We start from the raw sequence: 20,257 nt of genomic DNA, 5'->3' as shown, positions 1-20,257 counted from the left end.
ATCGATACGATGGAACTGACCGCCGCAGCCTTTATCCTGGTGCTCGTCGTCCTGTATCTGTTCATGTCGATCAAGATCGTCCGGCAGGGCTATCAATATACGATCGAGCATTTCGGCCGCTTTACCAGCACCGCGGCGCCTGGATTCAATTTCTATCCGGCGTTCTTCTATCGCGTGGGCCGCAAGGTCAACATGATGGAGCAGGTGATCGACATTCCGGGCCAGGAGATCATCACCAAGGACAACGCGATGATCTCGACCGACGGGGTCGTGTTCTTCCAGGTGCTGGATGCGCCGAAGGCCGCATATGAGGTGAGCGACTTGTATGTCGCGCTGCTGCAGCTGACGACGACGAACCTGCGCACCGTCATGGGATCGATGGACCTCGACGAGACGCTCAGCAAGCGCGACGAGATCAATGCGCGGCTGTTGAACGTGGTCGATCATGCGACGACGCCGTGGGGCGTGAAGATCACCCGCGTCGAGATCAAGGACATCCGCCCGCCCGCCGACATCGTCAATGCGATGGGCCGGCAGATGAAGGCCGAGCGCGAGAAGCGCGCCAACATCCTGGAGGCGGAGGGCACGCGCGCGTCCGAGATCCTGCGCGCCGAGGGCCAGAAGCAGGCCCGCATTCTGGAAGCCGAGGGGCGCAAGGAATCCGCTTTCCGCGACTCCGAAGCGCGAGAGCGTGCTGCCGAGGCCGAGGCGAAGGCGACCGAGCTGGTGTCCGACGCGATCGCCAAGGGCAGCAGCCAGAGCCTCAACTATTTCATCGCGCAGAAATATGTCGAAGCAGTCGGCAAGTTCGCGACCAGCCCCAATGCGAAGACGATCCTGTTCCCGGTCGAAGCGACGCAGCTGATCGGGACGCTGGGTGGGATCGGCGAATTGGCGAAACAGGCGATGGGCGGCGATGCCCCCTCACCCGTTGCCGCCCCGCCACCAGTGCCACGGGTCAAGGGACCGTTCGAACAGTCGCAAGGGTAAGCGCGTGGGCTTCGACAATCTCGGCGCGTGGTGGCTGATCGCGGCGGTGGTCCTCGGGGTCGCCGAACTGCTGGTACCGGGAGTGTTCCTGATATTCCTGGCGGTGGCGGCGGGAATCACGGGGGCGTTCCTGTTGCTGTTTCCCGACATGCCGGTCGCGGCGCAGCTGCTGAGCTTTGCGGCGTGGTCGGGAATCGCGGTCTGGCTGGGGCGGACCTATTATCTCGGGCGCCCGGTCGAGAGCAGCGACCCTTTGCTCAACGACCGCGTGGCGCGGCTGCTGGGGGAGACGGTGACGGTCGTGCAGGCGATCAACGGCGGATCGGGGCGGGTCCATGTCGGCGACAGCGAATGGCTGGCGCGCGGGCCGGATGCGCCGGTCGGCGCGCGGGTGCGGATCGTCGGCGCGGACGGGTCGGCGCTGCGGGTCGAGCCGGTCGAGACGTTGGGCGACGGGCGCGGAGCCTAAGCCCGCGCGGAGTGTTTTCGTACCCGTCCGGGCAGCATCCTGCTGCTGCGCGCATGGAGTATGAGCGATGGGTATCTTCTCGAAAATCAAGGACGCGATCTTCGGTCACAAGCCGGCAGCCCCCGCCCCGGCACCCACTGCGCAGCCGAAGCCCGCTCAGGCGCCGACCCAGGGTGCGCCTGCAACGCCTGCGCCCGCTCCTGCGCCTGCCGCGCAGACCGTCGATATCGAACAGGTGCTGACCGACATGCAGCGGACGTCGGGGCGCGATCTCAACTGGCGGACGTCAATCGTCGACTTGATGAAGCTGGTGGGCATGGAATCGAGCCTCGCCGAGCGGAAGGAACTGGCGCAGGAACTCGGCTACACCGGCGCGCTGGACGGCAGTGCGGAGATGAACATCTGGCTGCGCAAGCGGGTGATGGCCGAACTGGCGAAGAACGGCGGCAAGGTGCCGGCGTCGATGCTCGACTGACGCTTCACGGGAGCGGCGCAAGGTCGGGCGGAACGAACGCTCGCCGCGCCGCGACCGAGAACAGCCGTTCGGGCGAATAGAAGCGCAGCAGCCAGTCGCGGCGACCCGTCGCTGACCCCAGCAAGGCGTTGACCCGGTCGGCAAGGCCACCGCTCGGCTGCGTCTTCAGGAAAGCCCGGACGCCTGCAACCGATGCGTGGGTGATCGTGTCGTGATAGCCCTGCGTGTCGTCGTTCACCCCGCCGACGCTGGCGTTGTAGGTGCGGATGGTATCGCCGATCCGCGCATCGACGTCGATGTCGGGACGCTCGGTCAGCAGATAGAGGCACGCGGCGAGATGCGCCTCGTGCGTCCATTCGGGGCGCGGGAGCGTGCGGGCGAGCAGCCTCTCCCCGACGCGGCGCACGGCGGCGTCGTCGGCGAAGGGGCGAAACGGCAGGTCGGACATCGGAAACGGGTCTTTCGCGGCAAAGCCCGATTCCGATGAACCGGGCGGGTCAGGCGGCTTCGGCGCGGGGTGCGGATTGTCGCACCCCCTCGTCCACGTGATCCGCGAATTGCGCGAAATTCTCTACGAACTGGCGGACCAGATCGGCGGCGGTTGCGTCATAGGCGGCGGTGTCCGCCCAGGTTGCGCGCGGGTCGAGGATCTTCGCATCGACGCCCGGCACCGCGACCGGCACCATGAAGCCGAAATTGGGGTCGCGACGGAACTCGGCGTCCTTCAGGCTGCCGTCGAGCGCGGCGTTCAGCAGCGCGCGGGTCACCTTGATCGGCATGCGGCTGCCGACGCCGTATTTGCCGCCGGTCCAGCCGGTGTTGACCAGCCAGCAATCGACCCCGCCCTTGGCGATGCGCTCCTTGAGCAGGTTGCCGTAGACGCTCGGGTGACGCGGCATGAACGGCGCGCCGAAGCACGTCGAGAAGGTCGCGTCGGGCTCGGTCACGCCGATCTCGGTCCCCGCCACGCGCGCTGTATAGCCCGAGAGGAAGTGATACATCGCCTGATCCGGCGTCAGCTTCGCGATCGGCGGGAGTACGCCGTAAGCGTCCGCGGTCAGGAAGATGATGTTGCGCGGCACGCCGCCCATGTTCTTTTCCGACGAATTCGGGATGAAATCGATCGGATAGGCACCGCGGCTGTTCTCCGCGAGGCTTGCGTCGTCGAGGTCGAGCTGGCGCGTGACCGGGTCCATGACCACGTTTTCGAGCACCGTGCCGAACCGCTTGGTGGTCGCGAAGATCTCGGGCTCGGCGTCTTCGGACAGGCGGATCATCTTGGCGTAGCAGCCGCCCTCGAAATTGAAGACCGCGGTGTCGGACCAGCCATGTTCGTCGTCGCCGATCAGCGTGCGCTTGGGATCGGCGCTGAGCGTCGTCTTGCCGGTACCGGAAAGCCCGAAGAACACCGCAGTCGAGCCGTCGGCGCCCATGTTGGCCGAGCAGTGCATCGGCATGACGCCGGTCGGGGGCAGCAGATAGTTGAGCAGGCCGAACACCGACTTCTTCATCTCACCCGCATAGCGCGTGCCGCCGATCAGGATCAGTTTCTCGGTCAGGTTGACGGCGATCACCGTCTCGCTGCGTGTGCCGTGGCGCGCGGGGTTCGCGCGGAAGCTCGGCAAGTCGATGATCGTGTAGTCGGGCACGAAACCGCGCAGCTCGGACTCCTCGGGCCGGACCAGCATCGTTCGGATGAACAGGTTGTGCCACGCGAGTTCGTTGATGACGCGCACGTTGACGCGGTGTTCCGGCTGCGACCCGCCGAACAGATCCTGCACCCACAGGTCTTCCTTGCGCTGCAACGCGGTCAGGAAATCGGCCTTCAGCGCGGCGAAATGCTCAGGCGTCATGCCCTTGTTGGTCTTGCCCCACCAGACCGTGTCCTCGGTCTCGGCATCGCGGACGATGAACTTGTCCTGCGCGGAGCGACCGGTGTGCGGACCGGTCTCGACGACCAGCGGGCCGTCTGAGGACAGCTTGCCCTCGTTGCGACGCAGCGCCGCATCGACCAGGCGCGCGGTCACCAGGTTCCAGTGGATATCTGCCCGCGTCTCGATGCCCTGCGACTCGAGGTTCGCGTCCGGAACACGATCACTCACGACTGTTCTCCCAAGATGCCGGCGCTAACGCGTCCGTGCATACGTATGTGGTTATTCTGCGCGCGCTTATCGGGCGCATCCCCAAGGGTCAAACGCTGCCACCGGTGTCACGGTTGAGCGGGGCCCAAGTTTCGACTAACCCCGCACGAATGACGGCAACGATCGCGCTCGTGGATGATGATCGCAACATCCTGACCTCGGTCTCGATCGCGCTCCAGACGGAGGGTTTCCTGACCCGCGTCTATTCGGACGGGGAAGTCGCGCTGAAGGCGCTGGTCGACAATCCCCCCGACCTGGCGGTGCTGGATATTAAGATGCCGCGGATGGACGGGCTGGAGCTGCTGCGCCGCCTGCGTGAGCGGAGCGCCGTACCGGTGATCTTTCTGACGTCGAAGGACGACGAGCTGGACGAGGCGCTGGGGCTCGCGATGGGGGCGGACGATTACATCGCCAAGCCGTTCAGCCAGCGTCTGCTGATAGCCCGCATCCGCGCGATCCTGCGCCGCGCGGAGGGCGCCCTGCCCGGTGGCAATGGCGAGGACGAGGCGCCGCAACAGCCGATCGAGCGCGGTCGGCTGACGATGGACCCGGCGCGCCACCGCGTGACCTGGGCCGGCGCGCCGGTGACGCTGACCGTCACCGAATTCATGATCCTGGAAACGCTGGCGCAGCGGCCCGGCATCGTGAAGACGCGCAACCAGCTGATGGATGCGGCGTATCAGGACGACATCTACGTCGACGATCGCACCATCGACAGCCACATCAAGCGCGTGCGCCGCAAGTTCCGCGAGGCCGATCCCGAATTCGACGCGATCGAGACGCTGTACGGCGCGGGTTACCGCTTTACCGACGAATAATGGATCCGCTCGACGCGCCGGACAGCGAACGCGACCTGAATCTGGTCTGGTCGGCGAAGGTATCGCTGACCCCGCGCATTCTGGCGGTGAACATCGTCGCGCTGCTGCTGCTGGCGGGCGGGTTCTTCTACCTCGACAGTTTCCGCAGCCGTATCCTCGACAGCCGTATCGCGCAGGCGAGCCGCGAGGCGCGGCTGATCGCCGACGCCATCCGCGCGACGCCCGCGGCACGCCACGACGCGCTGCTGATGGAATATGCCCGCGATACCGGCGCACGGCTTCGACTCTACGCTCCCGACGGACGGCTGACCGCGGATACGCGCGCGATGGGATCGCGCAACGCCGTGCTGCGCGATCCCGACAAGGAGGGGTGGCAGCAGGATTCGGCGCGGTTCCTCGACGGCGCGATCGACACCGTGGTCGGCGCGGTGCGACCGCCGCTCTACCGCGAGCGTCTGGGCGACCGCGGGCTGCAATGGCCCGATGTCCGCGCCGCGCTGGACCCGACGATCGCGCGGGCGAGCGTGTGGCGCGCGCCCGATCGCACCCCGGTCATCACCGCCGCGGCATCCTATGGCGACGGCATCGTCTTCACGACCGCGAACGCGATCGATATCACCAATACCGTCCGGATCGAGCGGTTTCGCCTGACCGTGGTGCTGGCGATCGTCGCGCTCCTCTCGGTGTTGCTGTCGCTTTTCCTGGCGCGCACGATCGTGAAGCCGCTGCGCCGGCTGGCGCGCGCGGCGGTGCGGGTGCGTCTGGGACGCGCACGCGAGGTCGTAGTGCCACGCCTGCCCGATCGCCGCGACGAGATCGGGCTGCTCGCCCGCGCGCTGTCGGACATGAGCGGCGCCCTGCGCGACCGCATCGACGCGACCGAGGCGTTCGCGGCCGATGTCACGCACGAGCTGAAGAACCCGCTGGCCTCGGTGCGCTCCGCGGTCGAGGGGCTGTCGCGCGTCACCGATCCCGCCTTGCGCGCGCAGCTGCTCGGCATCGTCCGCGACGACGTGCTGCGGCTCGACCGGCTCATCACCGACATTTCGGAAGCGTCGCGGCTCGACGCGCAACTCTCGCGCGCGAAATTCGAACCGGTGGACGTCGCCGCCATGATCGACGGGCTGCTCGAACAACGCCGCGCCCGCGGAATCGACCGCGGCGTCGCCATCGATTTCGACCGCGAACCCGGCGCGCTGGTGAGCGAGGGCGAGGGCACGCGGCTGGAGCGGGTGTTTGAAAACCTGATCGACAACGCCCTGTCCTTCTCCCCCGACAACGCCCGCGTCGCCATCGCCGCGGGACGCAGCGACGACATGCTGGTCGTGTCGGTCGAGGACGAGGGCCCGGGCGTGCCCGACGACGAGCGCGAATCGGTGTTCCGCCGCTTCCATTCGGTGCGCCCCGAAAGCGAGGCGTTCGGGCGGCATTCGGGCCTGGGCCTCGCGATTGCGCGGACCATCGTCGAGGGGCATGGGGGGCAGATCATGGTCGAATCACGCGAAGACATGTCGCGCGGCGCGCGCTTCGTCGTCCACCTGCCGCTGGGAGCACGCGACTGATGGCCGAGCTGTCGTCGGAAACCATCCATGCCAGCTGCGTCGCGATCGACGGCGTGGCGGTGCTGATCGAGGGGCGTTCGGGCGCCGGCAAGTCCGACCTTGCGCTGCGCCTGATGGATCGCGGCGCGGTGCTGGTCAGCGACGATTACACGCGGCTGGTACGCCAGGGGAAAACGCTGATCGCGCGCGCGCCCGACAATCTGGCCGGCAAGATCGAAGTGCGCGGCATCGGCATCGTCGAGATGCCGCACATCGACGACGTGCCGGTCGGCCTGATCGTAGCCATTGTAGAGGCGCCGCCGCGGATGCCGGGCGCGGGTCGGCTGCGGCGGCTGGCGGGAGTCGAGCTGCGCGAGATCGCCCTGCCCTCGCTGGAACCATCGGCCCCGATCAAGGTCGAGATCGCGCTGAAGCAGCGCCGCGCGGACGCGTGACGCCGGCGAAACCCATCCTGCTGGTCACCGGCATGTCAGGCGCGGGCAAATCGACCGCGCTGAGGACGCTGGAGGATCTCGGCTGGGAGACGGTCGACAATCTGCCGCTGCTGCTGCTCGACCGGCTGCTCGCGACCGCCCTGCCCGAGGGGATGGACGGCGACGACCGACCGCTCGCGATCGGCATCGGATCGAAGACGCGCGGGTTCGACGCGGCGCGGATCGTTTCGCGGATCAAGACGCTGCGCGACGACCACGGGCTGGATATCGGGGTGTTGTTTCTCGACTGCGCTGCATCCGAGCTCGAGCGCCGCTATTCGGAGACGCGGCGCCGCCACCCGCTGGCGATGGACCGACCGGCGAGCGACGGCATCGCCCGCGAACGCGACGTGCTGATGCCGCTGAGGGACTGGGCCAACCGCGTGATCGACACGACCGCGCTGACCGCCAACGAACTGACGCAGCAGATCCGCGCGACCTTTTCGGGCGCGGGCCTGGGTGAGCCGGTGCTGTCGGTCATGTCGTTCGGTTTTGCCCGCGGGCTGCCGCGCAACGCCGACCTGGTCTTCGACATGCGGTACCTGCGCAACCCGCATTGGGTGCCCAAGCTGCGGCCCGGCACCGGCCTCGATCCCGCGGTCGCTGAGTATATCGCCGGCGACCCCGCCTATGCCGAGTCGGTGGCAGCGATCGAAGGGCTGCTCGCGCTGTTGCTGCCGCGCTACAGGGCGGAGGGGAAATCGTACGTTACCGTCGCAATCGGCTGTACCGGCGGGAGACACCGGTCGGTCCACGTCGCCACGCGCATCGCCGCGCGGTTGCAACAGGAGGGATTTTCCCCCACGGTCACCCACCGCGATCTGGGCACGGCGCCGCAGGACTCGCTTGAGGATGTGCCGAAACCACGATGACTGCTCCGCACAAGAACGACGGCATGATCGGCCTGGTGCTGGTGACGCACGGGCGGCTCGCGGAGGAATTCGTGGTCGCAATGGAGCATGTCGTCGGCAAGCAGGACCGCATCGCCACGATCTGCATCGGCCCTGAGGACGACATGGAAAGCCGCCGCGCCGACATCGGCGCCGCGATCGCCACGGTTGACGAGGGCAGCGGCGTGATCGTGCTGACCGACCTGTTCGGCGGCACGCCCTCCAACCTCGCCATCTCGCTGATGAAGCCGGGCAAGGTCGAGGTGATCGCGGGCATCAACCTGCCGATGCTGATCCGCCTGGGCGGCGCGCGCAAGGCGATGAAGGTCGTCGATGCCGTCGCCGCGGCGCGCGACGCGGGGCGCAAATACATCTCGGTCGCGTCCGAAATGCTCGGCGTGGCCGCGGCATGAGCGTCGAGCGGACCGTTCAGATCGCCAATCGTCGCGGGCTTCATGCACGCGCGAGTGCCAAGTTCGTCACCCTCGCCTCCTCGCAGCCGACCGAGCTGACGGTGCGCAAGGATGGGTCTAGTGTCACGGGTACGTCGATCATGGGGCTGATGATGCTCGGCGCGGCGATGGGGGATCATATCGTGATCTCCGCCGAGGGCGAGCATGCTGAAAGCGCGGTGTCGGCGCTGGTTGATCTGGTCGAGGCGAAGTTCGGGGAGGACTGATCGTCGCGAGGCGCAGCAGCAAAGCTGCAGCGCCGAACAGCGACGATCCGGCCGGCGGCGCGCAGCGCCGACCGACGACGCGGGCTTCGCCCGCGGCGGTGCTCTTAGGAAACGTCGCTCCCCGTATCCGGACTTGGGCAAAGCCCAAGTCGTCGGTCGCGGCTTCAAGCCGCGCCGGCCGGGCGCGTCTTGAGCCTTGCGTTAGCCCTTGGCTAACGCCTAGGCCGACGCGCCATGCGCTCGATCACCGCCTTCTCCAATCCGCTCGTCAAGGCGACCCGCCTGCTCCGCGACAAGAAGCACCGCCGCGATGCCGGGCGGTTCCTGGCGGAGGGGCTGCGCATCCTGACCGAGGCGCGCGAGGCAGGACGGCTGCCGGAGACGCTGTTCTTCGTGCCCTCCGCCACCGATCGCCCGCTGGTGAACGCCCTCGTCACCGCAACCGAGGCCGCTGGTGGCGAGGCCATCGAGACGAATGCGGACATACTTTCCAAGCTGTCGGGCAAGGATAATCCCGGTTCCGTCATCGGGGTTTACGAGGAATTCCTCACCCCGCTTGCGAGCATCGACCGCGCCGCTGCGCAGCTGTGGCTGGTCGCCGAACGGCTGCGCGATCCAGGTAATCTGGGAACGATCCTTCGCACCGCCGACGCGGTGGGCGCTGGCGGGCTGATCCTGCTCGACGATTGCGTCGATCCCTTCTCGGTCGAGGCAGTGCGGGCGAGCATGGGGGCGTTGTTCACCGTGCCGGTCGCGCGCGCGACGTGGGAGGAATTCCGGATGTGGCTGCGGAGCGGGCCGGGCCAGCTCGTCGGCCTCAGCCTCGATACCGACGCCGACTACCGCGCCGCCGACTATGCCTCCCCCACCTTCCTGCTGACCGGCAACGAGGCACAGGGAATGCCCGACCACATGGCCGCGGAATGCGATCTGCTGGTCAAAATCCCGATGCTCGGCAAGGCCGACAGCCTGAACGCCGCGGTCGCGACCGCCGTGATGGCGTACGAGGTTCTTGCCCGCCACCGCGGTTGAAGGGCGCGGCTGAACGGCGAGGCAAGGATCGGTTCAGCCCGGCGTTCGTAGGGCGTCGTGTCGAAGGAGAGCCGTGATGAAGTCCGTCCTGCTGATCGTCCCCGCGCTGCTGGCCGCCGCGCCCGCCGCTGCCCAGCCCGCCGCCCCGTATCGCGCGATCGGGACCGAGCCGTTCTGGTCTCTGTCGATCGATCGCCGCACCATCACCTATCGCCCGGCGGAGGGCCGGTCGCTGACCGTCGCCAAGCCTCGCTCGATCGTCGGGATCAACGGCGAACTCTATCGCGCGCGCGGCATGACCGTGGACATCACCCACGTGCGGTGCAGCGACGGGATGAGCGACCGCACGTACCGCGACACCGTGCGGGTGACGATCGGACGGCGCACGCTGAACGGTTGCGGGGGCGGCGTGGTCGCCAACGACACGCTGATCGCCGACACCCGCTGGACGATCGCCGCGGTCGACGGGCGCCCGGTCCGCACCGATCGCCCCGCAACGATGGCGTTCACCGCCGACCGCATCCAGGGCCGCATCTGCAACAGCTTCAACTGCGCCTACCGGTTCGACCGCGGCACCCTGACCACCGACCGCATCGTGTCGACGCGGATGGCGTGCATCGGCCCGGCAGGCGCAGTGGAGGACGCGGTGTTCCGCGCCCTCGCCCAGCCGCTGAAAGTCCATCGCGGCAGCGCCGATACGCTCGTCCTGTCGAACGGGCGAGCGAGCGTCACATTGCGGCGCGCACGCTGATCGGTCGTCCGAACGACGCAGAAATGCCGCGCGTCCGCCCGGCCCGACCGGTTCGTCACTCCGCGGCGGCTTCGGCCGCTTCGGCGGCGGGGAGCAGCGCCACGTCGCCGACGGTTGGCTTCGCCAGCGCATCGACGGTGTCGACGCTGTCGATTTCCTTCGCGCCCGTGCCCACGCTCAGGTCGCGGAAACGGCGGGCGGAGACGAGGACGCGGCCTTCGAACGACGACACGAACTTGTTGTAATTCTCCACCGCGGAATTGAGACCGCCGCCGACGCGCTTCAGGTGCGTTGCCGCGGTCGCGAGGCGTTCGTGGAGTTCCTTGCCCAGCGCATCGACCGCGCGGGCGTCGTCGATCAGCTTTTCCTGGCGCCAGATGTTCGCGATCGTCTTGGCGATGGCGACGAGGTTCGTTGGCGTCGCGAGCAGCACGCGGCGCTCGATCGCCCATTCCCACAGCCGTGGATCCTGTTCGAGCGCGGCGAACAGGAAATGCTCGCCCGGAATATACATGACGACGTAATCGGCGGCGTCGCCGAACTTGTCCCAATAGCTTTTCGAGCCGAGTTGCTGCGCGTGGGTGCGCACCGATGCGGCATGGGCGCGCAGGCCCGCCGCGCGACCCTCATCGTCGGTCGCGTCGCTCGCGTCGAGGAAGGCGTTGAGCGAGCATTTCGCGTCGATCACCAGCTTCCGCCCGCCCGGCAGGCGCACGATCACGTCGGGGCGCAGGACGCCGTCGTCGGTGGCGACGACCACCTCCTGCTGGAAGTCCGCGAACGGCGACAGCCCGGCCTGCTCGAGCACGTTGCGCAAGCTCTGCTCGCCCCAGCGCCCGCGCGCCTTGGGGCTCGTGCGCAGCGCGTTGACGAGCCGTGCCGTCTCCTCGCGGACCTGGCCCTGGCCGACGCGGACGTTCTCGATCTGCTCGCGCAAGCCCGCATAGCTGTCGACACGGTCGCGCTCGACCTTCGCCAGCCCTTCCTCATACCGCTTGAGCGTCGTCTCGACGGGCGCCAGCAGCGCCTTCATCTTGGCCTCATTGGCCTCGCCCGCCTGGCCGAAGCGTTCCTGCGCGCGCTTGAGGAAACTCTCCTGCGCCGAATCGAGCACCTTTGCACCCAGGTCGCGGAATTGCGACGCCATGACTTCGCGGTCGGCCTTGAATTCGGCGAAGCGCGATTCGAATTCGGTAGCGCGGGTGCGGAGCTCGACCGCCTCGAGCCGGGCGGAATCGCGCTCCCGCGTGGTTTCCTCCAGTGCCTCGCGCAGCTCGGGCATTTCGCGTACGCGCTCGCTAGCGACGGCGAGTTCGGAAATTGCGCGCTTGAATTCGCTCTCCCGCGCATCGCGTTCGGCACGGGCCACCGCGACGCCGCGCCCCCCGAGTAGCCAGCCCACCCCGACGCCGATCACCAGCGCCAGGACGATCAGGAGGAAGGCGGTGGATTCCATAAGGGTACGCTCGCGTCGCTGGGAACAGACGGCGAACCTATCCGCCCCGGCGCCGCACGACAAGCGCGCGCGGCGGCAGGCCCCCGGGCTTTGCGACGGAGCGAGCGATCAGGCGGCGCGGCGCGCCTTCGTCACCTTCTTCACGATCATGTCGCGCTTCAGGCGGGAGATGTGATCGATGAACAACACGCCGTTCAGATGGTCGATCTCATGCTGCATGCAGGTCGCGAGCAGGCCATCCATCTCCGCCTCCTGCGCCTGCCCGTCGCGGTCGAGCCAGGTGACGCGGCAGCGCGCGGGGCGCTCGACCTCGGCATATTGCTCTGGGATCGACAGACAGCCTTCGTTGTATTTCGAGGTTTCGTCGCTGACCCAGGTGATTTCGGGATTCACATAGGCGCGCGGGTCGCGGATCGGCTCGCCACCCTCATCCTCGCCCTCCTGCAGATCGATCACGAGCACGCGCTGCGCCACCCCGACCTGAGTGGCGGCAAGACCGATGCCGCGGGCGTCGTACATCGTCTCGAACATGTCGTCGATCAGCGTGCGGACGGCGTCATCGACAGCGGCCACGGGGGCCGCGACCTCGCGCAGGCCGGCGTCGGGGATTTCGAGAATGTGCATCACGGTCATGGCGAAAGCGGCTACGCCCTCGCCCCGCGACAGGCAAGACGGTTCAGGTGGCGGACGCGAGCGGGCGGCGCGCGCGCAAAGCCTGCGCCAGCGTCCCCTCGTCGAGATAATCGAGCTCCCCGCCGACCGGCAGGCCGTGGGCAAGCTGGGTGACGCGCACCGGATACGCCTCGATCCGCTCGGCGACGTAATGCGCGGTCGTCTGACCCTCCAGCGTCGCGTTCATCGCCAACACGACCTCGTCAATGCCGCCGTCGGAGATACGGCGGACAAGCGTGTCGATGCCGAGATCCTCGGGCCGCACCCCCTCCAGCGCGGACAGCCGCCCGCCCAGCACATGGAAGCGCCCCGGAAACAGTCGCGCGCGGTCGAGCGCCCACAGGTCGGCGACTTCCTCGACCACGCATAGCGACCGCGCGTCGCGGCGCGGATCGGTGCAGATCGCACACGGATCCGACGTGTCGACATTCCCGCAGATGCTGCAGGTCGCCAGCCGCTCGTCGACCGCCGCCAGCGCCGAGAGCAACGGGGCGAGCGCCGACTCGCGGCGCTTCAGCAGGTGGAGTACCGCGCGACGCGCCGAACGGGGGCCAAGCCCCGGAAGCCGCGACAGCGCCAGCGACAATGCCTCGATCTCGGGGGATGCCATGCGGGAACAGATAGGGGGTTGCGCGGGCGGGCGCCAGCGTGTCGAAGCGAGCGCATGCGGATCGTCTTCATGGGAACGCCCGAATTCGCGGTACCGGCGCTCGACGCGCTGGTCACGGCCGGACACGACGTCGTCGCGGCGTACAGCCAGCCCCCCCGCCCCGGCGGGCGGCGAGGGCGGGCGCTGGTGCCGTCGTCGGTGCAGGCGCGCGCCGAGGCGCTGGGCATTGCGGTGCGGACGCCGGTGTCGCTGCGCGGGGCTGAGGCGCAGGCGGAGTTTGCCGCGTGGGACGCGGACGTCGCGGTCGTCGCTGCTTACGGCCTCATCCTGCCGCAGGCGGTGCTCGACATGCCGCGCTACGGATGCCTGAACATCCACGGATCGCTGTTGCCACGGTGGCGCGGGGCGGCGCCGATCCATCGCGCGATCCTGGCCGGCGACGCCGAGACCGGGGTCGGGATCATGCAGATGGAGGCCGGGCTGGATACCGGGCCGGTGCGCGCGGAGGCGCACACGCGGTGCTCGGGCAAGACCACAGGCGATCTGACGCGGGAACTCGCAGACATGGGTGCGGCGCTGATGGTGAGCGTGCTGGCCGATCTCGATGGCCACCCGCCGGTGCCGCAGCCGGCAGAGGGCGTTACCTATGCCGCCAAGATCGACAAGGCGGAGGCGCGGATCGACTTCACCCAGTCCGCCGAGCAGATCGACCGCCAGATCGACGCGTTTCACCCGGCGCCCGGCGCGTTCTTCGAACTGTCGGGCGAGCGCATCAAGATACTGCGCGCCGATATCGAGGAGATCGATCCGCAAGCGGCGGCCCCCGGCGTCGTGCTTGACGATCGCCTGCTCATCGCATGCGGCAGCGGCGCGATCCGCCCGCACCGCTTGCAACGCGCCGGACGTGGCGAGATGGGCGTGGACGAACTGCTTCACGGGTTTCCAATTCCGCGCGGCACCCGCCTGTGACTCGCTTTGCGCTGACCATCGAATATGACGGGCGCCCGTTCATGGGGTGGCAGCGTCAGAAGCACGGGGCCAGCGTGCAAGCGGCGATCGAGGCGGCGGCGGCGGCGATGACCGGGGAGGCGGTGGTCGTCCATGCCGCGGGACGCACCGACGCCGGCGTGCATGCGCGGGGGATGCGCGCGCACCTCGATATCGCCAGGCCGGTGACCGCGTTCCGGCTGATGGAGGCGCTGAACGCGCTGCTCCGCCCCGCGCCGGTTGCGATCCTCGATTGCGTGACGGTGCCGGACGATTTTCATGCGCGTTTCTCGTGTCTTGCGCGGCATTATGAATATCATATCGTTAATCGCCGCGCGCCACCGACGTGGGAGAAGGGGCTGGCGTGGCACGTCGCCCGTCCGCTCGATGCGGCGGCGATGGCGGCGGGGGCGGTGCATCTGGTCGGGCGGCATGATTTCACCACCTTTCGATCGGCGCATTGCCAGGCCGACAGTCCACTCCGTACGCTCGACCGGCTCGACGTCGTGCAGAGTGGCGACCGTATCGTCGTTTCGGCATCGGCGCGATCATTCCTGCATCATCAGGTGCGATCGATGGTCGGTTGCCTCGCGCTGGTCGGTGAGGGGAGGTGGACGCCCGATGACATGCGCGCCGCGCTCGAAGCGCGCGATCGCGACGCGCTCGGACTGAACGCGCCGCCCGACGGGCTCTACTTCATGGCTGCGGATTATCCGGCCGACTGAAGGCCGCGGCGAGTTCGACATGCGTCGACCAGATGAATTGCCCGACAGGCTGGACCCAATCGAGCCGGTAGCCGCCTTCACACAACAGCTTCGCATCACGCGCAAAGCTGCTGGGATTACAGGAAACATAAGCGATGCGCGGCACGCGGGCGGGCGCCAGGTTGACGATCTGGTCGCGCGCGCCCGCGCGGGGCGGGTCGAGGACGACGGCCTCGAACCGGTCGAGTTCGGCGGTGGTCAGCGGGCGACGGAACAGGTCGCGATGCTCGGCGAAGACCGCGCGCCCCGCCATCGACGCCGCCGACTTCAGCGCAAGGATCGCATCGCGCGCCGCCTCTCCAGCGTACACCTTGCCCGGCAGTGACAGCGCGAAAGTGCCGAGTCCGGCGAACAGGTCGGCGGTCAGCCGCGCCGGCCCGATCGCCTCACGCACCGCGGTGAGCAGCGCGGCTTCCCCATGCGCCGTCGCCTGGAGGAACGCCGCGGGCGGCACCGCCACCGGCACGCCGCCCAGCGTGATCGTCGCGGGTTCGGGCTCCCACCGCGTTTCATAGCCCAGCCCCTCGTCGATCGATACGCGGGCCAGTCGGTGCTTGATCGCGAACTCGGTCAGTGCCTCGGCGGCAGCAAGCGTGTCGTGGGCCGGCCCGCCGATAAGCAGATCGACGCCCTGGTCGATCGCGGCGAGGTGGATATCGGTCCGCCCCTTCGCCTTCAGGACGTTGGCCAGCATCACGCGCAGCGGCGCGACGAGCGCGAACAGTTCGGGCAGCAGGACGTGACATTCGGCGATGTCGACCAGCGCGTGGCTGCCGGATTCGCTGAAGCCCAGAATGACGCGCTTCCCCACCCGCTCTGCATGCAGGGTCGCACGACGGCGGCTGCGTGGTGGGGAGATCGTCGCGGGACGGATCGCCGCATCCAGCCCCTGCGCGTGCAGCGCGTCGCGAACCCGCTGCTCGACGAAATCGGAATAGCTCGCTTCATCAAGATGTTGAAGCTGACACCCACCGCACTGTGGGAAGTGCCGGCACGGTGGCGTCTGGTGGTGCGGACCGGGGGTGATAACGTCCCCGCTGACGGTGTCGCCGGGGGCGGTGAAGGCGACATGCCGACCGCCTTCGGTCACCCCGTCGCCCCGCGCGGCCACGCGCAGGATGGTTTCGCTCACAGACATTCCTCGATCGCCCCGCCGATATGGTCGATCAACCCATCGGCGATCAGCCCCGCTCCGGCAAGCGCCGCGGCGCGGGCATGGAGCCATACGGCCTCGCTGGCGGGGTCCGCAGCGCCCGCCGCACAGCGCGCCGCGACCAGCCCGGCGAGCACGTCGCCGGTGCCGGCGCTCGCCAGCCACGTCGGCGCCGCGGCAGAGACGGTAACGCGTCCGGCCGGGTCGGCGATGACGGTATCGGCGCCCTTGTGGACGATCGTGCACCCGATGCGCGCCGCAGCGGCGATCGTGCGGTCGATCTTGCTGCCCTGCCCCACACCGAACATGCGGTCGAATTCGCCGCTGTGGGGCGTGAGGATGGCGTGCTTGCCGCGCAGCCGGGTCGCGGCGTCGGCGCCGAGCAGGCTCAGCGCGTCCCCGTCGAGGACCAAAGGGCGTTCACAGGCCAGCGCGCGGTCGAGCAGGTCGCTGGCCGCGGCATCGCGACCGAGGCCGGGGCCACAGACGAGGGCGCCTATCCGCGGATCGCCGAACAGGTCGGCGTCGGTGGTGCGGTGGACGAGCGCGTCGGGCCCGCCGCGATCCTCGCCAGCCAGTACGACGTAGCCGGCACCCGCCGCCATCGCGGCGCGCGCCGCGAGCCGGCTGGCGCCCGGCATCGCGCCGCCCAGCACGGCGACCATACCGCGGGTGAACTTGTGCGCATCGCGGGGCGGCGGTTCCAGGCTTGGTCGGGCCAGCGTGTGCCAGTGGCTCGCGACCGGGACGCCGATGTCGGCGAGCAGGACATGCCCGCTCGCTCCCGCGCCGTCGCCCAACACGTGGCCAGGCTTCAGCGCTGCGAGCGCGACCGTCACGTCGGCGCCGGCGGCCTCCAGGTCGCTGCCGTCGTCCGTGGCGATGCCGGACGGCAGATCGATGGCGATGGTGATCGCGGCGCCCCTCCGCAGCCGGGCCAGCGCGCGCGCGACGTCGGCAGCAAGCGGACGGGAGACGCCGGTACCGAACAGGCCATCGACCAGCACGACACGGGGCGCGACGGTGTCGAGATCGGTGACCTCGCCCGTCCACGCCGCCCGCATCTCGGCGGCGACACCGGTGGGCGCGCCAAGGCCAGCGACAGTGACGTCATGACCGCGCTCCGCAAGCCAGCGTGCCACGACATAGGCGTCGCCGCCGTTGTTGCCGGGTCCAGCGAGGACCAGAATGGCGCGACCTGCCGCCAATCGCGCGACCTGCACGGCGACGGCGGCGCCGGCGCGCTCCATGACTTCGCGCTGCGATTGGCCGGACGCGAACGCCGCGGCCTCCGCCGCACGCATGGCCGCGGCGGTCACGATCGGGGCATGTTCGGGCACGCGCCTCATGGCGCCGCGGTCGGCGCGCCCCCTGCCGGCAATCGGTAGCGGACATCGGCGACGCTGATGTCGATCTGTCCGTTGTCGAGGCGCACGACCTGTGCCGGCACCGCGCCGTCGGCGGCGCGATAGCGACCATCGGCGCTTACCATCAGCCGGCGAAAACCGCCGTCCGGGTGGCGGATCGTCAGCAGCGTGCCGCCGTCTGCTCTGGTGCGCTCGATCGTGCAGTCGGTGGCCAATGGGGCGGCACCCACTGCGCACGCAACGCGCTCGGTCGGCGGGGCTGGCGTAGGTTGCTCGGCGGCCCCGCACCCCGAAAGCATCACCAGTACTCCGAGCGCCAGACCGTCAGATATCCGCATAGACATGGGTTTCCTGCGCCGCCCCGGGATGGGTGACCGCGCCGGCCCATGCCGGGCCGACGTTGCGGGCATAGCGCCACAAGGCACCCGACTGATAGTCGTTCAGCCGCGGCTGCCATCGTGTCTTGCGATCGGCGAGGACCGCGTCGTCGACCAGCAGGTCGATCGTGCCGCCATCAGCATCGATGCGGATGGCGTCGCCGTCCTCCACCAGTGCGATCGGGCCACCGTCCGTCGCTTCGGGCCCGACATGGCCGATGCAGAAGCCGCGAGTCGCGCCCGAAAAGCGCCCGTCGGTGACGAGCGCGACGCTTTCGCCCATGCCCTGGCCGTAGAGCGCCGCGGTCGTGGACAGCATCTCGCGCATGCCGGGGCCACCCTTCGGCCCCTCGTAGCGGATCACGATCACCGACCCCTCGGCGATGTCGCGCGCCTCGACCGCGGCGAAGGCGTCTTCCTCGCAGTCGAAGACACGCGCTGGCCCCTCGAACTGGAGTCGTGTCATCCCCGCGACCTTGACGATCGCGCCATCCGGCGCGAGGGAGCCGCGAAGGCCGACGACACCGCCAGTCGGGCTGATCGGCGCCTTCACGTCGTAGATGACCTTCTGATCCGGGTTCCAGGTGACCTGGTCGATGTTCTCGGCCAGCGTGCGCCCGGTGACCGTCAGGCAGTTGCCGTCGAGCAGGTCGTTCGCCAGCATCGTCTTCATCAGCATGTAGATGCCACCGGCCTCGTACATGTCCTTCGCCACATATTTGCCACCGGGTTTCAGGTCGGCGATGTAAGGTGTTGAACGGAATGCCTCGGCTACGTCGAACAGGTCGAATTCCAGCCCCGCCTCGTGCGCCATCGCCGGGAGGTGCAGCGCGGCGTTGGTCGAGCCGCCGGTCGCCGCGACGATCCGGGCGGCGTTGACGAAGGCGGCGCGGGTGCAGATGTCGCGCGGGCGAATATTGGCCGCGATCAGCTCCATCACCTGCGCCCCCGCCGCCGCGGCGATTTGTTCGCGCGTGGAGTAAGGCGCCGGCACCATGTTGCTGTTCGGCAACGACAATCCGATCGCTTCACCAACGCAGGCCATCGTGTTCGCGGTGAATTGCCCGCCGCACGCTCCGTCGCCGGGGCACGCTGCCTTTTCCAGTTCCTCGAGTTCACTCAACGGGCAGGCGCCGGCGGCATATTTGCCGACGACTTCGAACACGTCGACGACGGTCACGTCCTGCCCGCGGAAGCGGCCCGGCAGGATCGATCCGCCATAGACGAAGATCGACGGGATGTTCAGGCGCAGCATCGCCATCATCATGCCGGGCAGCGACTTGTCGCAGCCCGCGAAGCCCACCAGCGCGTCGTAGCAATGGCCGCGGACGCTGAGTTCGATCGAATCGGCGATGACTTCGCGGCTGACTAGCGAGGATTTCATCCCCTGGTGCCCCATCGCGATACCGTCGGTAACGGTGATGGTATTGAACCGGCGCGGCATCCCCCCGCCCGCCTCCACCCCGGCGCGCGCGGCGTTCGCCTGCGCGTCGAGCGTGGTGTTGCATGGGGCGCTGTCGTTCCCCGCCGACGCGAGCGCCACGAACGGCCGGGCGATCTCCTCCTCGCTCAGGCCCATCGCGTAATAATAGCTGCGGTGCGGGGCGCGCTCGGGGCCGACCGAGACATGGCGGCTGGGAAGGCGGGACTTGTCGAAACGGTTCGTCATGCGCTGCCTATGTCGTCAGACGCCCTGTGGACGCAAGAGTATTGCGCGCGGTGCCAGCGCATGATCGCGCATGTTACCGCGCCCGCGCGTGAAACGCCGCCAGCCGCGTGGCGAAATCCGGCGTTCCGAACAGCGCGTCGAAGTCGAGCGCAGCGTCGGCGCGGGCGGGGTCATTCAGCGTGCGTTTCAGGCTGCGCAGCGCGGTCGGAGCGTTTGCACCGATCGCGCCGGCGAGTTGGTCGGCCTCGTCCCCGGCGTGCGTCGCGCGAACGTCCGCCAGCCCGATGCGGTGTGCTTCGTCGGCGTCGATCGGCGCGGCGGTGAGCAGCATCCGTGCCGCCTGCCCGCGCCCCACCCGCGCGATGAGGCGGGCGACATCCTCCCCCGGATAGCCGATGCCGAGCTTTGCCGGCGTGGTGGCGAAGCGCGCGGAGTCGCCGGCGATGCACAGGTCGCTGGCGAGGACCAGCGCCACCGCCGCGCCGAAACACCCGCCATCGATCGCGGCGATTACCGGCATGGGGAGCGTTGCCACCGCATCGATCGCGGCGCGCATGCGGGTGCGAAAGGTGACGCGGGCAGCGGGATCGTCGATCAGCGCGGCCATTTCGGTCAGGTCGGCACCGGCGGAAAACAACGGCGCGGCGGAGCGGAGCACGACGACCGTCGCGTCGCTGTCGGTGAGGTCGCGGGCACCGGCGGTCAAGGCGTCCCAGCCCGCGCCCGAAAAACTGTTGCCGCTACCGCCGCGGTCGATGGTGATCGTCGCGACTTCGCCGGTGCGATCGACGCGGATCATCGCGGCACGAATGTGGCGGGGGATGGCGCGCGGGCAAACCACAGGCCATCGACGGACGGTTCGCTCCCGGCGCTCGATCCGCTGAGGTCGTTATCGCCGGCAAAGATGGGCGAAGCGTTACCG

The 20,257-nt window shown here is 68.7% G+C and carries 23 protein-coding genes; 13 read left to right on the top strand and 10 right to left on the bottom strand.

What is annotated here, in order from left to right; translation table 11 throughout:
• Positions 1-9 precede the first annotated feature (9 nt).
• The 3 genes from M9980_RS04515 to M9980_RS04505 all read left to right on the top strand — a co-directional run bounded on the left by M9980_RS04515 (position 10) and on the right by M9980_RS04505 (position 1,934).
• Positions 10-990, top strand: coding sequence for an SPFH domain-containing protein (locus tag M9980_RS04515; RefSeq protein WP_250753832.1), 981 nt, complete (start codon positions 10-12; stop codon positions 988-990).
• Between the two features lie 4 nt (positions 991-994).
• On the top strand, positions 995-1,459 hold the full coding sequence (locus tag M9980_RS04510) for an NfeD family protein (protein WP_250753829.1): 465 nt from the start codon (positions 995-997) through the stop codon (positions 1,457-1,459).
• 67 nt (positions 1,460-1,526) lie between these two features.
• Positions 1,527-1,934 (top strand): DUF3597 domain-containing protein, encoded by a 408-nt coding sequence (locus M9980_RS04505; protein ID WP_250753826.1) that lies wholly within the window; start codon positions 1,527-1,529, stop codon positions 1,932-1,934.
• Between the two features lie 4 nt (positions 1,935-1,938).
• On the opposite strand, the gene M9980_RS04500 is transcribed toward M9980_RS04505, so the two are convergent.
• Together M9980_RS04500 and M9980_RS04495 are read right to left on the bottom strand one after the other, a co-directional pair.
• Complete coding sequence (locus M9980_RS04500) at positions 1,939-2,382, bottom strand: hypothetical protein (protein WP_250753823.1); 444 nt, start codon at positions 2,380-2,382, stop codon at positions 1,939-1,941.
• A 49-nt stretch (positions 2,383-2,431) separates the two neighbouring features.
• Positions 2,432-4,036, bottom strand: coding sequence for a phosphoenolpyruvate carboxykinase (locus M9980_RS04495; protein ID WP_250753819.1), 1,605 nt, complete (start codon positions 4,034-4,036; stop codon positions 2,432-2,434).
• 149 nt (positions 4,037-4,185) lie between these two features.
• Between M9980_RS04495 and M9980_RS04490 the strand changes: the two genes are divergently transcribed.
• From M9980_RS04490 to M9980_RS04455, 8 genes are all read left to right on the top strand, one after another.
• The gene (locus tag M9980_RS04490; RefSeq protein WP_250753817.1) at positions 4,186-4,893 is read left to right on the top strand and encodes a response regulator transcription factor; all 708 of its coding nucleotides are present in this window, start codon (positions 4,186-4,188) and stop codon (positions 4,891-4,893) included.
• A complete protein-coding gene (locus M9980_RS04485) occupies positions 4,893-6,455 on the top strand; it encodes a sensor histidine kinase (protein WP_250753814.1) in 1,563 nt (520 codons plus the stop codon). Before M9980_RS04490 ends, M9980_RS04485 begins: the two co-directional genes overlap by 1 nt.
• A complete protein-coding gene (locus M9980_RS04480; RefSeq protein ID WP_250755060.1) occupies positions 6,452-6,889 on the top strand; it encodes an HPr kinase/phosphorylase in 438 nt (145 codons plus the stop codon). Before M9980_RS04485 ends, M9980_RS04480 begins: the two co-directional genes overlap by 4 nt.
• Positions 6,890-6,921: 32 nt before the next feature.
• On the top strand, positions 6,922-7,800 hold the full coding sequence (rapZ, locus tag M9980_RS04475) for an RNase adapter RapZ (protein ID WP_250755058.1): 879 nt from the start codon (positions 6,922-6,924) through the stop codon (positions 7,798-7,800).
• 23 nt (positions 7,801-7,823) lie between these two features.
• Complete coding sequence (locus M9980_RS04470; RefSeq protein WP_250755057.1) at positions 7,824-8,231, top strand: PTS sugar transporter subunit IIA; 408 nt, start codon at positions 7,824-7,826, stop codon at positions 8,229-8,231.
• Entirely contained in the window at positions 8,228-8,497 is a 270-nt protein-coding gene (locus tag M9980_RS04465; protein WP_250753812.1) for an HPr family phosphocarrier protein, read from the top strand. Before M9980_RS04470 ends, M9980_RS04465 begins: the two co-directional genes overlap by 4 nt.
• Positions 8,498-8,731: 234 nt before the next feature.
• The gene (locus tag M9980_RS04460) at positions 8,732-9,529 is read left to right on the top strand and encodes a TrmH family RNA methyltransferase (protein ID WP_250753809.1); all 798 of its coding nucleotides are present in this window, start codon (positions 8,732-8,734) and stop codon (positions 9,527-9,529) included.
• A 76-nt stretch (positions 9,530-9,605) separates the two neighbouring features.
• Positions 9,606-10,280 carry an META domain-containing protein gene (locus tag M9980_RS04455; protein ID WP_250753806.1) on the top strand — a complete coding sequence of 225 codons (675 nt, stop codon included), beginning with the start codon at positions 9,606-9,608 and terminating at the stop codon, positions 10,278-10,280.
• 55 nt (positions 10,281-10,335) lie between these two features.
• Here M9980_RS04455 and M9980_RS04450 read toward each other — a convergent pair whose 3' ends face one another.
• The 3 genes from M9980_RS04450 to recR form a co-directional block, all read right to left on the bottom strand.
• Positions 10,336-11,736, bottom strand: coding sequence for a DNA recombination protein RmuC (locus M9980_RS04450; protein WP_250753803.1), 1,401 nt, complete (start codon positions 11,734-11,736; stop codon positions 10,336-10,338).
• Positions 11,737-11,844: 108 nt separating this feature from the next.
• Complete coding sequence (def, locus tag M9980_RS04445) at positions 11,845-12,369, bottom strand: peptide deformylase (RefSeq protein ID WP_250753800.1); 525 nt, start codon at positions 12,367-12,369, stop codon at positions 11,845-11,847.
• Between the two features lie 43 nt (positions 12,370-12,412).
• The gene (gene recR, locus M9980_RS04440) at positions 12,413-13,018 is read right to left on the bottom strand and encodes a recombination mediator RecR (RefSeq protein WP_250753798.1); all 606 of its coding nucleotides are present in this window, start codon (positions 13,016-13,018) and stop codon (positions 12,413-12,415) included.
• Positions 13,019-13,072: 54 nt separating this feature from the next.
• On the opposite strand from recR, the gene fmt reads away from it, so the two are divergent.
• Both fmt and truA read left to right on the top strand, forming a co-directional pair.
• Positions 13,073-13,987: a methionyl-tRNA formyltransferase gene (gene fmt / locus M9980_RS04435; protein ID WP_250753795.1), complete on the top strand. Its 915-nt coding sequence runs from the start codon at positions 13,073-13,075 to the stop codon at positions 13,985-13,987.
• Entirely contained in the window at positions 13,984-14,730 is a 747-nt protein-coding gene (gene truA, locus M9980_RS04430; protein WP_250753792.1) for a tRNA pseudouridine(38-40) synthase TruA, read from the top strand. The genes fmt and truA overlap by 4 nt, the downstream gene beginning before the upstream one ends.
• Here the strand turns inward: truA and M9980_RS04425 are convergent.
• The 5 genes from M9980_RS04425 to M9980_RS04405 all read right to left on the bottom strand — a co-directional run bounded on the left by M9980_RS04425 (position 14,702) and on the right by M9980_RS04405 (position 20,134).
• The gene (locus M9980_RS04425) at positions 14,702-15,907 is read right to left on the bottom strand and encodes a class I SAM-dependent RNA methyltransferase (protein WP_250753790.1); all 1,206 of its coding nucleotides are present in this window, start codon (positions 15,905-15,907) and stop codon (positions 14,702-14,704) included. The two genes, truA and M9980_RS04425, sit on opposite strands and share 29 nt — an antisense overlap.
• Positions 15,898-17,271 (bottom strand): NAD(P)H-hydrate dehydratase, encoded by a 1,374-nt coding sequence (locus tag M9980_RS04420; protein WP_250753787.1) that lies wholly within the window; start codon positions 17,269-17,271, stop codon positions 15,898-15,900. The genes M9980_RS04425 and M9980_RS04420 overlap by 10 nt, the downstream gene beginning before the upstream one ends.
• Complete coding sequence (locus M9980_RS04415) at positions 17,268-17,504, bottom strand: hypothetical protein (RefSeq protein WP_250753784.1); 237 nt, start codon at positions 17,502-17,504, stop codon at positions 17,268-17,270. Before M9980_RS04415 ends, M9980_RS04420 begins: the two co-directional genes overlap by 4 nt.
• Before the next feature lie 109 nt (positions 17,505-17,613).
• The gene (gene ilvD / locus M9980_RS04410; protein ID WP_250753782.1) at positions 17,614-19,335 is read right to left on the bottom strand and encodes a dihydroxy-acid dehydratase; all 1,722 of its coding nucleotides are present in this window, start codon (positions 19,333-19,335) and stop codon (positions 17,614-17,616) included.
• Between the two features lie 73 nt (positions 19,336-19,408).
• Positions 19,409-20,134 carry an enoyl-CoA hydratase/isomerase family protein gene (locus tag M9980_RS04405; protein ID WP_250753779.1) on the bottom strand — a complete coding sequence of 242 codons (726 nt, stop codon included), beginning with the start codon at positions 20,132-20,134 and terminating at the stop codon, positions 19,409-19,411.
• Positions 20,135-20,257: the final 123 nt, after the last annotated feature.

Source organism: Sphingomonas donggukensis, from assembly GCF_023674425.1.
In the GTDB taxonomy this organism is placed as follows: domain Bacteria; phylum Pseudomonadota; class Alphaproteobacteria; order Sphingomonadales; family Sphingomonadaceae; genus Sphingomonas; species Sphingomonas donggukensis.
This window is presented reverse-complemented; position numbering and strand designations above follow the sequence as displayed.